This is a genomic window from Nocardia uniformis NBRC 13702 (assembly GCF_001613345.1).
Taxonomy (GTDB): Bacteria; Actinomycetota; Actinomycetes; order Mycobacteriales; family Mycobacteriaceae; genus Nocardia; species Nocardia uniformis.
In genome coordinates, this window is record NZ_BDCE01000070.1 from 12,613 (window position 1) to 27,443 (window position 14,831).

2 protein-coding genes are annotated in these 14,831 nt (G+C 68.3%); both read right to left on the bottom strand.

From position 1 onward, the window contains the following. Positions 1-121: 121 nt before the first annotated feature. Positions 122-1,111, bottom strand: coding sequence for an ATP-binding cassette domain-containing protein (locus NU1_RS25930; protein WP_067525209.1), 990 nt, complete (start codon positions 1,109-1,111; stop codon positions 122-124). Then, the gene (locus NU1_RS25935) at positions 1,108-14,754 is read right to left on the bottom strand and encodes a non-ribosomal peptide synthetase (RefSeq protein WP_084521810.1); all 13,647 of its coding nucleotides are present in this window, start codon (positions 14,752-14,754) and stop codon (positions 1,108-1,110) included. Before NU1_RS25935 ends, NU1_RS25930 begins: the two co-directional genes overlap by 4 nt. Positions 14,755-14,831 lie beyond the last annotated feature (77 nt).

Consider the following 14,831-nt stretch of genomic DNA (forward strand, 5'->3'; position numbering starts at 1 on the left):
GCGTCCGTCCTTCGCCGGAGCCGGAGCGTCACCGCTCGGTGCGGGCTCGGCTGCTACATCGACACTCATATCCAACTCTCCTCGGCGACAACGATTTCGAATTCCCAGCTATCCCGCGACGTCACGACAGGACCTCCTCCTGCACCTCGGTACTCCGCGGTAGCGATTTCCGGGACGCGGATTTGCCGGTGAGCGAGAGGAATACGTCATCGAGGCTGGGGCGGTGCACGGCGGCATCGACCACGTGGACGCTCGCGTCGTCGAGTCGGCGCAGCGCCTCGACCATGGTGCGGGTGCCGTCGCCGACGACGACCACGATCTGGTCCTCTCCGGCTTCGTATTTCGGTTCGCCGATACCCACTTCGGCCAGCACCTTCATGGCCGGCTCCGGATCCTGTCCGGCCGCGAGGCTGACGGTGAGTTTGTCGCCGCCGATGGAGGTTTTGAGTTCATCGGCGGAGCCGCGGGCGATGACCCGGCCGCGGTCGATCACGGTGATGCGGTCGGCGAGCAGATCGGCTTCCTCCAGGTACTGCGTGGTGAGCAGGACGGTGGTGCCGTCATCGACGAGTTCGCCGATGACACGCCACATATCGAGGCGGGCACGCGGATCGAGGCCGGTGGTGGGTTCGTCGAGTACCACGACCGGCGGGCGGGAGACGAGCGCGCCCGCCAGGTCGAGTCGCCGGGCCATACCGCCGGAGTAGGTTCCGGCGCGCCGCCCGGCCGCGTATTCGAGGCCGAGCGCACCGAGTAGTTCGCCGGCGCGGGTGGCGGCCTGTTTATGGGTCATACCGTAGAGCCGCGCCACCATGCGCAGATTCTCGAAGCCGGACAGGTTGGCGTCGACCGCCGCGTACTGACCGGACAGACCGAGCCGGGTGCGGACGCGCGCGGGCTCCTTCAACGCGTCCACGCCCATGACCCGGACGGTTCCGGCGCTCGGGCGGAGCAGGGTGGTGACGATCCGCACCGCGGTGGTTTTGCCCGCCCCATTGGGGCCGAGCAGTCCCATGACGGTGCCGGCCGGGATTTCCAGGTCGATCCCGTCCAGCACCCGTATCTTGCCGTAGCACTTGACAAGTCCGGTGACCTCTACCGCGAGACTCATCGGGCATCCTCTCGCTCGGCGACCTTGCCGCTGAGGTGATCTCGCAGCACCGGTCCGATTACGGACAGCGATTCGGGCGTGGTCATCCCGGAGTGCCGGCATCGGACCAGTTCGGCGTGCACGGTGCCGGTGACATACGGCTCCCACGCGTCGGCATTGCGGTCCGGGTGGGCCCGGTTGATCTCGTCGTCGGCGGCGGTGAAGAAGATCATGTCGCCGGCGAAGACGCGGGGCCGGAAGCCGTGCGCGAGGGTGACGCCATTGGTGCAGCCGACGTAGAGCCGTTCCAGGTGTTCGACGGTGAGGGCCGCGAACGGTCCGGGCCGGTTGCGCAGCAGCTCCGCCGCCTCCTGCAGATTCATCCGCGGGTCGATATCGGTATCGCCCCCGAGCAGGTCGCTACCGAATTCGCCGATGATGTCCGCGATGGACGGGATACCGCGTTCGAGGAGTTCGTCGGACAGCTGGAAGCTGTCCATCAGCCCCAGCAGTGCGACCTCGTCCCCGGCGTCCTGCAACTGCACCGCCATCTCGTGGGCGATGAGCCCGCCGAGCGACCAGCCCACCAGGTGGTAGGGGCCCTCCGGCTGCACGGTCTTCAGTTGCGCCACATAGCTTCTCGCCGCCTCTGCCACGGAGCTGTGATTGTCCGCGCCGTTGACGTGCGGTGCCTGCAGGCCGTACAGCGGCTGATCGCCCGGCAGATGCGCGAGCAGTCCGGCGAAGCACCAGGCCAGGCCGATGGCCGGATGCACGCACCACAGCGGCGGCCGCTCCGAGGTGGCGGCGGTCCGAATCGGCAGGACCGGTTCCAGCGCCGCCGCGAGGACGGCATCCAGATCCCCGTGTGCCTCTTGGAGTTTGCGGGCGATGGCGGCCGGGCTGGATTCGCCGAACATGGCCTGTACCGGCAGCGCGATACCGTCGGTTCGCAGATGCGAGACCACCTTGGTGGCCAGCAGCGAGTTGCCGCCCAGTTCGAAGAATCCGGCGTCCACGCCGACCTGGTCGAGGCCGAGCACATCCGCGAAGGCCGCGCACAGCGCCGCTTCGGTGGGTGTGGACGGTGCGCGGTAGCCCTCACGAGCGGCGAACACCGGTTCCGGCAGTGCCTTGCGATCGAGTTTGCCGACCGGTGACAGCGGCACCCGGTCCAGCAGCATGATCGATTGCGGCACCATGTAATTCGGGACCAGATCGGCCAGGAAGGTGGTCAGTTCCACCACGGTCGGCGCGGTGCCGCTGCGCGGTTTCACATACGACACCAGCGCCGTGACGCCCGCCGGGGTGCGATGCCCGATGGTGTGCGTGAATTCGACCGCGTGATGCTTCGACAGCGCCGCGTCGATCTCACCGAGTTCGATACGGAAACCGCGAATCTTCACCTGATGGTCGGTGCGGCCCACATATTCGAGGTCGCGCACCCGGCCGTTGTTCTCACACCACCGCACCAGGTCACCGGTGCGGTACATGCGCTCGCCGGGCTTGCCGAACGGGTTGGCCACGAATCGCTGTGCGGTGAGGCCGGGGCGGTGCAGGTAGCCACGTGCCAGAGCCGTTCCGGCCAATTGCAGTTCGCCGGTGACGCCGACGGGTGTGGGATGCAGTCGCCCGTCGAGCACGGCCGCGCTCACGCCGCGGATGGGCCCGCCGATGGTGATCGGCACGCCGTCTCCCATCGGCTCCGAGATCACGGTGACGATGGTGGTTTCGGTCGGCCCGTACACGTTGTACAGGTGCCGTCCGGCCGGGCCGGAGGACCAGCGGTGCACCAGATCCGGCGGCAATGCCTCACCACCGACCAGAATGTGCCGCATATCGGTGATATCGGTCGGGTCGACGGTGCCGAGTGCGGAGGTGGTGATGAACGCGTGGGTAATGCGCTCCTGCCGGAACACCTCCCCCAACTCTTCGCCACCCACCACGCCGGGCGGTGTGAGGACCAGGGTGGCGGCACCGCCGAGCGCGAACAGGATATCGAGCATGGCAGCGTCGAAACTCGGTGTGGCGAAATGCAATACGCGCGATCCCGGATGCACGTCGAAGCGCTGCGCGGTTTCGGCGGCGAAGTTGGAGATACCGCCGTGGGTGACGACGACGCCCTTGGGGGTGCCGGTGGAGCCGGAGGTGTAGATCACGTACGCCGGATTGTCCATGCGCAGCGGCAGGATCCGGTCCGCGTCGGTGATCGGCGCGTCCGAGGTTCCCAGGACCTTCCGCCGGAACGACGGTGCGTCCAGCACGGTCCAGCTGGCGCCGTCGGGCATGTGCTGGCGGTGTGCCGCCAGGGTGATGCCCATGGCCGCACCGGAATCGGTGAGCATATGGACGATGCGGTGTTCGGGATAGTTGGGATCGACGGGTACGAAGGCGGCGCCCGCCTTGGCGATGGCCAGCATGACGGCCACCGATTCGGCGGAGCGTGGAATGCCCATGGCGACCAGGGTTTCCGGTCCCACTCCCTGTGTGATGAGCACCCGCGCCAGACGGTTGGTCCAGCGGTCGAGGGCGTCGTAGGAGATCTGGGTGCCCGCCGCCCGTACCGCGACGGCCTGTCGATCGATGGCGGCAGCCGCCTCGAACACCTGCGGGAAGGTTATGGGGCGTCCCGGTTCGATGCCGCGTACCGGCGCGAGCGCCGACCATTCGTCGGATTCCAGGAGTTCCAGATCGCCCACGGCGGTGGCCGGATTCGCGGCGGCGGCGGTCAGCAGCCGAACGAATCGTTGTGCGAGCCGGGTCGCGGTGTCGGCGTCGAACAGGTCCTCCGCGTAGTTCACATTGACGGTGATGCCGTCGGGTTCGCGCTGCGCGGTCCACGCCTCGGTGAGGGTGAACTGCAGATCGAATTTGGCGATACCGGGGTCGGCGTCGTCGGCCTCGATACGCAGTCCGGGCAGTTCCAGGACCCGCAGCGGCTGGTTCTGCACCGACAGCATGACCTGGAACATGGGGTGGTGCGCCTGCGAGCGCACCGGATTGAGCACCTCGACGAGCCGTTCGAAGGGCACGTCGGCGTGCGCGAAGGCTTCCAGGTCGGTATCGCGCACCGCGCGCAGCAGGTCGGCGAAGGTGTCGCCGCCCCCGACCTTGCTACGCAGCACCAGGGTTCCGACGAACATGCCGACCATCCGGTCGAGCGCGGGGTGACCGCGCCCGGCGATGGGTGTACCGACGGTGATGTCGTCACCGGCGGTGAGGCGGTGCAGCAGGGTCACCAGCGCGGCGTGCAGCACCATGAACATGGTGACGCCGTGTTCGGCGGCCACGGTCTGCAGTTCCCGATGGGTGAAGGCGTCCAGGGTGCATTCCACGGTGCCGCCGCGGTAGCTCGGCACCGGTGGGCGCGGGCGGTCGGCGGGTACCTGCAGCAGTTCCGGAATACCGTCGAGCGCGCCGCGCCAGTAGTCGAGCTGCCGGCCGATCACCGATTCCGGATCCTCCTCCCGACCGAGGACGTCCTGCTGCCACAGCGTGTAATCGGCGTACTGCACCGGCAGTTCCGGCCAGTCCGGGACCTGTCCGGTGGCGTGTGCGCGGTAGGCCGCGGCCACATCGGCGGCCAGGGGTTGCAGTGACCAGCCGTCCATGGCGATGTGGTGCACCACCAGGACCAGCACATGATCGTCGGTGGCCAGCCGCAGTACCTCGGCCCGCAGGGGAGCCTCGGTGCCGAGGTCGAATCCGGCGGCGGCGATCCGCTGGATTTCAGCGGTGACCCCGTCCTCGGTGACGGTGCGGATCGGCAGCGCGATAGCGGCGTGCTCCGCTTCCAGGACGAACTGGGTGGGTTCGCCTTCGACATCGGGGAATACGGTGCGCAGCGTTTCGTGGCGCCGCTGCACGGCGTGGACCGCCGCGCGCAGGGCGATCACATCCAATTCGCCCCGCATGCGCAGGGCGACCGGAATGTTGTACGCGCCAAGGGTTTCCGCGTCCCCGGAGGCATTGAAGCGCTCCAGGAACCACAGTCGCCGCTGCGCCGCGGACAATGGAATACGTTCCGGCCGGGTGCGTTTGCGCGGTTCGGGCCGCAGCTCGCCGGATCCGGTGCCCGCGTCGAGCTGCGCGGCGAGTCCGGCCACGGTCGGTGCCGCGAAGACGCCACGCACTTCCAGCCGCACCCCGGTGGCGGCGGCCAGGCGCGCCACCAACTGGGTGGCGAGCAGGGAGTTGCCACCGATGTCGAAGAACGAGTCGTCGGCACCGATGTTCTCGACCCCGACCAGGTCCGCCATCACCTCCGCGACCAGGCGTTCGGTATCGGTCGCCGGTGCGCGGGATGCGGTGGCGGCGATGGCCTGGGGTTCGGGCAGGGCGTCGCGGTCGAGTTTGCCGACCGGGGTGAGCGGAATGTGGTCGAGCAGGGTCAGGCTGCTCGGCACCATATGGGAGGGCAGGTGGGCGGCGGCGTGGGCGCGCAGCGTCTCCAGATCCAGACCCGCGCCGTCGGCGGGCAGCAGGAAGGACACAATGCGCGAGGTGCCCGCGATCTGCCGAACCTCGGTGTGCGCGAACCGGACTCCGAGGTGCGAGGTGAGGACGGCATCGATCTCGCCGAGTTCGATCCGGAATCCGCGCACCTTCACCTGATGGTCGCTGCGCCCCAGGTAGCTGAGCTCACCGGCGGCGGTCCAGCGCACCACATCGCCGGTGCGGTACATGCGGGCGCCTTCCGGCCCGTACGGGTCGGCCACGAAACGCGCCGCGCTGAGCTCGAATCGGTCGAAGTAGCCACGGGCCACCCCCATACCGCCGAGGTACAGCTCACCGGGTACGCCCACGGGGACGGGCCGCAGCCGTTCGTCGAGTACCAGGGCCCGGGCACCGCGCACCAGGGAGCCGATGGTGACCGGTTCGCCGGGGACCATGGGTCCGGCAATGCTGATGACGACGGTGGTTTCGGTCGGGCCGTAGCCGTTGAACAGGGCGCGGCCCGGTGCCCAGCGCGCCACCAGTTCCGGCCCGCAGGCTTCCCCGCCGACCATGATCGAACGCAGCCGCGGCAGCTCCCAACGGTCGCGGTCGATGGTGGACAGCGCGGCCGGGGTCAGGAAGGTGTGGCTGACCTGTTCCCGGTCGATCAGCGCGGCGAGTTCGTCGCCACCGTAGATATCGGGTGGGCAGATCACCATGCTGGCCCCCGATCCGATCGCCAGGAGCAGATCGAAGATGGCGGCGTCGAAGCTCGGTGACGAGAAATGCATGGTGCGCGAATCGCGGTCGACTCGCATGCGCTCACGGATCTCATCGGCGAAATTGGACAGACCGCCGTGCGTGACCGCGACACCCTTGGGTTTTCCGGTGGAACCGGAGGTGTAGATGACGTAGGCCAGATCCCCGGTCCACAGCGTGGCGACCCGGTCCATATCGGTGATGGGTCCGCCCTCGGCGACCTCGAGTTCGGCGGTCAGTCCGGGATCGTCGAGCTGCAGCCATTCGATGGCGAGGCCGGCGGCCGCGGTCTCGAGCCGGGTGGCGTGGTCGGACATGCTGACACCGACCCGGCAGCCGGAGTCGGCGAGCATATGCCGTGCCCGGTCGGCCGGATAGTTGGGGTCCACCGGGACGAAGGCCGCTCCGGCCTTGGCCACGGCCAGCACGGTGAGTACCGATTCGATGGAACGGGTGAGCCCCAGTGCCACCCGGTCACCGGGGCCGAACCCCCGGCCGATGAGGACGCGCGCCAGACGATCGGAGTAGGCGTCGGCCTCCTCGTAGGTGAGTTCGGCGTCGGCGGCGCGCAGGAAGACCCGATCGGGATTGAGGTGCGCGGTGGCCGCGAAGTAGGCGGCCAGACTGCACTGCGGTTCCGGTGCGGGACCCCAGGCGGGGGTGAGCATTTCGCATTCGGTATCGGTGCGGGCGTCGATATCGCGAATCCGCACCCGCGGGTCGATACCGATGGCCTCGAAGACCCGAACCAGACGCTCGGCCAGGGTTTCCACCGACTGCCGGTCGAAAAGTTCGGTGGCGTAGACGAATTCGAAGGCCCGCTGCTCGGCATCCGCGCCGGGCAGGACGCGCAGCTCCAGATCGAATTTGGCGAGCGCGATATCGAGTTCTTCGGCCGCGAGCCCGAGTCCGGGCAATTGCAGCGGTGGCGGCGGGGTGTCCTGCACGGTGAGCGCCACCTGCAGCAGCGGACGGGTTCCGCCCACACTGCCGCCGACCTCTTCCACCACCCGTTCGAACGGCACCTCGGCATTGGCCATGGCGGCGAGTTCGGTATCGCGGTCGGCCTGCAGCAATTCGCTGAAATGCCGGTCCGGATCCACATCGGAACGCAGTACCAGGGTGTTGACGAACATGCCGACGAGATCGTCGAGCCGGGTATCGGTGCGGCCGGCGACCGGGGTACCGATCACGATGTCGCGGCCCCCGGTGACTATGCGCAGCAGTACCGCGAGCGCGGAGCGCACCATCATGAAGGTCGAAACACCGTGGGCGCGCGCGATTTCCGACAGTCGCGCCTGCAGCGCCTCGGGCACCTCGAACCGTACCGCCGCGGCCCGCTGGGACGGCTCGCTGGGACGCGGCCGATCGTAGGGCAGTGGCAGTTCCTCCGGCAGATCCGCCAGCGCGTGGCGCCAGTAGCCGAGCTGGATGGCGGCGGTGCTGTCGGGATCGGTGTCCGCGCCGAGGCATTCGCGCTGCCACAGGCTGAAGTCCGCGTACTGCACGGGCAGTGGCGGCCAGACCGGAGCCGCTCCCCCGCGTCGTGCCGTGTAGGCATTGGCCAGATCGCGGGTCAGCGGTCCGAGCGACCAGCCGTCGGCGGCAATGTGGTGCAGCACGATACCGAGCACATGGCGTTGCGGTCCGGTGCGCAGCAGGCTGATGCGCAGCGGAATCTCATGGGACAGGTCGAAGCCGCGCTGTGCGAGATCGTGCAGTGCCACCTCGACGTCCGGCTCGGCGGTCTCCTCGGCCGCGAGTACGGGCAGGCAGCGTTCGGTATCGAGGACCACCTGGTGTGCGCCCGCGCCGTCGTCGGCGAAGACGGTGCGCAGCACCTCGTGCCGGTCGACCAGGTCGGCCAGTGCCGCGTGTAGGGCGGCGATATCCAGATCGCCGCTGATCCGCAGCGCGAACGCGATGTTGTAGGCGCTGGATTGGGGAGAATACCTATTGAGGAACCACAGTCGCTGCTGCGGCAGCGACAGGGGGATGCGTTCCGGACGCGGGGTATGCACCGCCAGCGCCGCCCGCTGCGTCCGGGGCGCTTCCGCCAGGCGTGCGGCCACCCCGGCCACGGTCGGGGCCTCGAAAATGGCCCGCACCGGCAATTCCACCCCGAATTCGGTGTGCAGTGCGGCGGTGAGCCGGGTGGCGAGCAGCGAGTTGCCGCCCACATCGAAGAAATTGTCGTCCGCGCCCTGCACCGGGGTGCCGAGCACCATGCCGAAGACCTGCGCGACCTGCTGTTCCATCTCGCTTTCCGGCGCCCGCGAGGGTGCGACGGCGGTGAAATCGGGTGCGGGCAGCGCTTTCCGGTCGAGTTTGCCGGACGGGGTGACCGGCACGGTCTCGAGGACGACGACCGCGGCGGGCACCATATAGCCGGGCAGTCGACCGCGCGCGGTGTCGAGGACGGCGGCGGTATCGAGTTCGTCCTCGGCGGTGAGATAGCTGACCAGGCGCGGATTTCCGCGGTCGCCGTTGTGTACCACGGTGAGCGCGAAGGCGACTCCGGGGTGCGAGCGCAGTACATGGTCGATTTCACGCAGTTCGATGCGGAAGCCGCGGATCTTGATCTGATCGTCGGCGCGGCCGAGGAAGCGCAGCTGCCCGGTGCCGTCGGCGACCACGAGATCGCCGGTGCGGTACATGCGTTCACCGCGCCGACCGTGCGGGTTGGCCGGGAACCGCTGGGCGGTCAGGGCGAGTCGCCCGAGGTAGCCGCGCGCCAGACCGGGGCCGGACAGGTACAGCTCACCCGCGACCCCCGGCGGTACCGGATGCAGGCGACCGTCGAGGACGAACAGCCGCATACCGCGCACCGGCAGACCGATCGGCACCGGCGCTCCGGCCACCATGGGTCCGGTGGCGGTGGCGGCGACGGTGGCCTCCGAGGGGCCGTACATATTGTGCATGTGCCGGCCCGCGCCACCGCGTGCCCGCGGATCGGTCCAGACGCGGACCAGATCCTCCGGGCAGGCTTCGCCGCCGACAATGACGGCCTCGAGATCGTCGAGGTCGTCCGGCGGCACGGTGGCGAGCGCGGCGGGGGTGATGAAGGCGTGCGTCACCCGTTCGGTGCGCAGCAGTCGCGCCAGTTCCGCGCCGCCGAACATGCCCGCGGGGGCGACCACAATGGTGGCCCCGGCCGCGAAGCCGAGCAGCAGTTCGAGGACGGACGCGTCGAAGCTGGGTGAGGAGAAGTGCAGGGTGCGTGCGGTATCGGTGACCCGGAACAGATTCATCTGCTCGTGGGCCAGCGAGGCGAGTCCGGCATGGGTGACCACGACGGCCTTGGGCTTACCGGTGGACCCGGAGGTGTAGATGAGGTACGCCGGGTGCGCGGTGCGCAGCGGATGGTATCGGTCGGTGTCGGTGAGCGGGGTGACCGGGAATCGCGCGCACTCGGCGGCGAGGGTGTCCGAGCCGAGCAGCAGCCAGTCCACGTACGACTTGCGGTGGCGGCCACGGTTACTCGGCCAATCCGGCATGGTGCTGTGGTATTCCGGATCGGTGATCCCGAGCATGGCTCCGGAATCGGCGAGCATATGCCCGATGCGATCGGCCGGATAGTCCGGGTCGATGGGCACATAGGCGGCACCGGTTTTGGCGACCGACCACACCGCGAGAATGCAGTCGAGGGTGCGGGGCAGCGCGATGGCCACCACCACCTCCGGGCCGGCACCGTGTTCGATGAGGACGCGCGCCAGCCGGTTGGAGCGTTCGTCTAGTTCGCGGTAGGTGGTGTCGGTGCCGAGGTAGCGCACCGCCACCGTTTCGGGGGCGCGCTCGGCGGTATCGGCGAGCAGGCGGGCGAGGGTCACGGCCGGTTCGGCCGGGGAACCCATGATGGGCACCAGTTTCGTGGTTTCGCGGGCGTCCAGAATCGGCAGATCTCCGACGGGCACGGTCGGGTCGGCGACCGCGGCCGTCAGCACGGCGGTGAAGCGGCGGGCAATGGCCTGCACCGTGGTGCGGTCGAAAACATCGGCGGCATAACCGAATTCCGCGACGAGCGGCCCGTCGTCGATATCGGATGTACTGCCCGCTCCAGCTCTACCACCGGGTTCGTGCACGGTGAGCTGCAGATCGAATTTGGCCAGTTCCATCGGCATGGGTACCACGCACGCCGACAGTCCGGGCAGGTCGATGCGCAGCTCCGGGGTGCTGTCGTAGGACAGCATGACCTGGAACAGCGGATGCCGGGCGGCGGAGCGTTCCGGATTGACCACCTCGACGAGGCGTTCGAACGGTACGTCGGCATTGGCGAAGGCGTCGAGGTCGGTATCGCGGACCTCGGTGAGCATCTGGTCGAATCCGGCGGCCGGATCCACCCGGGTGCGCAGCACCAGGGTGTTGACGAACATGCCGACGAGGTCGTCGAGGGCCGGATCGGAGCGGCCCGCGATGGGGGTGCCGATGGCGATATCGGTGGTGTTGCACAGTCGCGACAGCACCGAGGCCAGCGCGGCGTGCAGCACCATGAACGTGCTGACACCGCGCTCGTGCGCCAATGTCGCGATGGCGCGCCGGGTTTCGGCGGCGATCGTGAATTCGACGCGGCCACCCTCGGCGGACCGCTGCCGCGGCCGCGGGCGGTCCAGTGGCAGATCCAACTGGTCGGGCAGGTCCGCCAGCTCCGCCCGCCAATGGGCGAGCTGACGCGACAGCGCCGACGCCGGATCGGATTCGTCGCCGAGCAATTCGCGCTGCCAGAGCGCGAAATCCGCGTACTGCACCGGCAGCGGCTGCCACTGCGGCGCGGTTCCGGTGGTGCGGGCGGCGACCGCGGACATGATGTCGCGGGCCAGCGGCGCGATGGACCAGCCGTCGCCGCTGATGTGATGCAGCACCATGAGGAAGACGTGCCGGTCGGGTCCGGTCGTGTACAGCGCCACCCGAATCGGGGCCTGGCTGCGCAGATCGAATCCGTATCCGGCGTATTCGCGCGCCAATTCGACGACATCGTCGTCGGTGGCGTCGATGGGGTCGAGGGCCAGTGGGATCTCCGAGGCCGGATGCACCAGCTGGCACGGTCCGTCCGGGGAATCCGGGAAGGTGGTGCGCAGGCTTTCGTGCCGTTCCAGCACATCGAGCAGCCCGGCGCGCAGCGCCGAGATATCGAGGGCCCCGGTCAGTTCCACCGCCAGGGGCATATTGTAGGCGGCGGCGTGTTCGGCGAAGCGGTTGAGGATCCACAGTCGCTGCTGTGCCTGCGACAGCGGAATCCGCTCCGGCCGCGGGCTTGCCAGCAGTTTCGGTGAGGAGTTGTCCGGGCTGTGCCCGTCGAAGCGGGCCGCCAGGGCCGCGACCGTCGAATGTTCGAACAGGTCGCGAATGGTGAGCGCGCCACCGAGCGCGGCATTGATGCGGGCGACGACCCGGGCGGCACTCAGCGAGTTACCGCCGTGGTCGAAGAAGCTGTCTCCCACGCCGATCTCGTCGGTGCCGAGCATCTCGGCGAAAATGCCGGTGAGTCGTCGTTCCACCTCGGTGCGCGGCGCGACCGCAGCCGGGGCGGATCGCCGTGCGGCCGCGTCCGGTTCCGGCAGGGCCCGGCGATCGACCTTGCCATTGGCGCTGAGCGGTAATTCATCGAGCACCATGAGCACCGACGGCACCATATAACTGGGCAGCAGGACCTTGAGACCGGCGCCGAGTTCGGCGGTATCGAGTTCGGTCACGCACGGCGCGGCCACCACATAGCCGACCAGTTCGTCACCACCGCGGCCATGCCGCGCCACACAGATCGTGCGCGCGACCCGCGGGTCCGCGAGCAGGGCATTCTCGATATCCCCGAGTTCGATGCGCAGGCCGCGGATCTTGACCTGAAAATCGCTGCGACCCAGGTATTCCAGTACGCCGATGCGTCCGACGCGCCAGCGCACCAGATCGCCGGTGCGGTACATGCGCGCACCGGGGAGGAACGGATTGGCGACGAATCGGTCCCCGGTCAGCGCCGGACGGCCCAGATAGCCGCGGGCCAGCTGCACACCCGCCAGGTACAGCTCGCCGATGACGCCGGGTGCGACCGGCTGCATCCTCGAATCCAGCACGTAGGTGCGGGTATTCCAGATGGGTGAGCCGATGGGCACCACGGCCTCGCCGGGTACGCAATGCCAGGCGGTGACGTCCACGGCGGCCTCGGTGGGGCCGTAGAGATTGTGCAATCGCGGTGCGTCGGTGCCGGTCCCCAGGGCGGTATGGAATTCGGTGACGGTGGCGGTGGGCAGAGCCTCACCACTGCAGAAGACCTGCTTCAGTCCGGTGCACCCGCGCACATCGGTATCGGTGAGGAAGACCGACAGCATGGACGGTACGAAATGGGCGGTGGTGACGCCCTTCTCGGCGATGACCCGCGCCAGATAGGCCGGATCGCGATGCCCGTCCGGTGCGGCGATGACCAGGCGCGCCCCGATCTGCAAGGGCCAGAAGAACTCCCACACCGAGACGTCGAAGGTGGCGGGTGTCTTCTGCAACACCACATCGCCACTGTCGAGCGGGTAGGCGTGTTGCATCCAGCGCAGCCGGTTCACGATGGCGGCATGGCTGACGCCGACACCCTTGGGCCGTCCGGTGGAGCCGGAGGTGAAGATGACATAGGCCAGGTGGTCCGAGCGCAGTGCGGCACGACGGTCGGCATCGGCCACCGGGCGCGGGCTGTGCGCGGACAGGTCCGCGGTGTCGATATCGAAGCGCGCGGTGGTCGGCAATTCGAGGCCGTCTCGCGTGGTGGTGAGCACGCACAGCGGCTGCGCCTGCTCCAGCATCTGCCCGATGCGGTCGGCCGGGTGATCCGGATCGATGGGCAGGTACGCGGCACCGGCCTTGATGACGGCGTACATACCGATGAGCAGGTCCGTACTGCGCCGAATGGCCAGGCCCACCACGGTATCGGGCCCGGCGCCGCGCTCGATGAGTTCGCGGGCGAGGCGGTTCGCGCGCTCGTCGAGGGCGGAGTAGGTGAGGGTCTCGTCCTCGTATTCGAGGGCTACCCGGTTCGGGCACATAGCGGCCCGGTCGGCGAACAGTCCGGCGAGGGTGCCCTCCTGGCGCGCCACCTGGGTCGAATTCCATTCGCGCAGTACGCGATCGCGTTCGTCATCGGTGAGTACCGGCAGCGTGGTGACGGCGGTGCCCGGATCGGCGGCCAGGAAGCGGTCCAGGAAATCGAGGAATCGACTGTGGTGGGTGGTCAATTCGGCCGGGTTGTAGAGCCGCGGATTGGCCTCGAAGTCGATGTGGGTGCGGCCGCCCGCACCGTTGTAGAGGTTGATCGACAGATCTTCGACCGGTCCGGTGGAGAGCACATTGAGCGAGCCCACCAGGCTGCCGAAGTTCAATTCGCTGTGGAACAGCATGATATTGACCATCGGCCCGAAGAAGCCGCGGGAGTCCCGCGAGTAGCCGCAGTCTCGGCGAATATCGTCACTGCGGTAGCGCTGATGCCGCAGGGCACCGGTGATCTGCAATTCGACCGCGCGCACGGTATCGGCCACGGTGCTGTGGTCGCCGAACTTCACGCGCAGCGGGACCACATTGGAGACGACACCGGCCGAACGCCGCAGCGCCACGGTGGTGCGAGCGGAGACGGGCAGGCTCAGCACCACATCCTGATTGCCGGTGACGCCGCGGACATAGCAGGCCAGCGCGGCGACGAACAGCGTGGAGCTATTGCTGTCCAAGGCCGTTGCCCGCGCCTGGACCGCTTCTTCGAGCCCGGGGGTGAGGACCGCGGCGGCGGTGCGGCGGCCCGCGTCGGCGACCGGTGCGACGGTGCCGGTGGCGGACAGGGTGATCGGATCGCCCACGCCGTCGAGTTGTTCGCGCCAGTAGTCGCCGTCCTTGCGGAATCGGCTGGTTTCGCGGTAGCGGGATTCGTCCGCGTATATAGAGGACAGGGGCGTCGCGCGGGACACCACCGGTTCGGTCTGATTCTCCAGCGCGCTGTAGATCTCCGCCGTGCGGGTGGTGGCGTTCATCGCGCCGTACCCGTCGATCACGATGTGGTGGCCGCGGGTGTACCAGAGGTATTCCGAATCCCCGGTGCGCAGCACCACATTGATGGTGAGCGGATCGTGTTCGATATCAATGGGTGAGCTGGCGTGCTCGTTCATCCATGCCAGGGCCGCCGCGCGCGGATCCGGTTCATCTCGCAGGTCGATTCGTGCCCAGCCCGGCCGCCAGGTGGGATCGACCACCTGATGCGGCACCCCATCGATCTCCACCAAACGCACATGGCCCACCTGGGTTTCGCTGCCGAAGCGTTCGATGGCGTACAACAGTCGACCCGCATCGAGGTCGCCGTGGATCTCGACGTACTGCGCGATGGTGAGGGGGACGTCGGGCCGAATTCGCTGGGCATACCAGAGGGCCGATTGCGCGGGTGAGAGCGCGAATGGTTGTGCTGAGAATTCACCGGATGAACATTGGTCGACGCGATCCGTGGCCAATGAACTCATCAATCACTCCAATCTGCCGCTGTTGACGCAACTCCCCGAGCACCGCGGCCCGACACTGCGGCTGACGCGCGCACGCG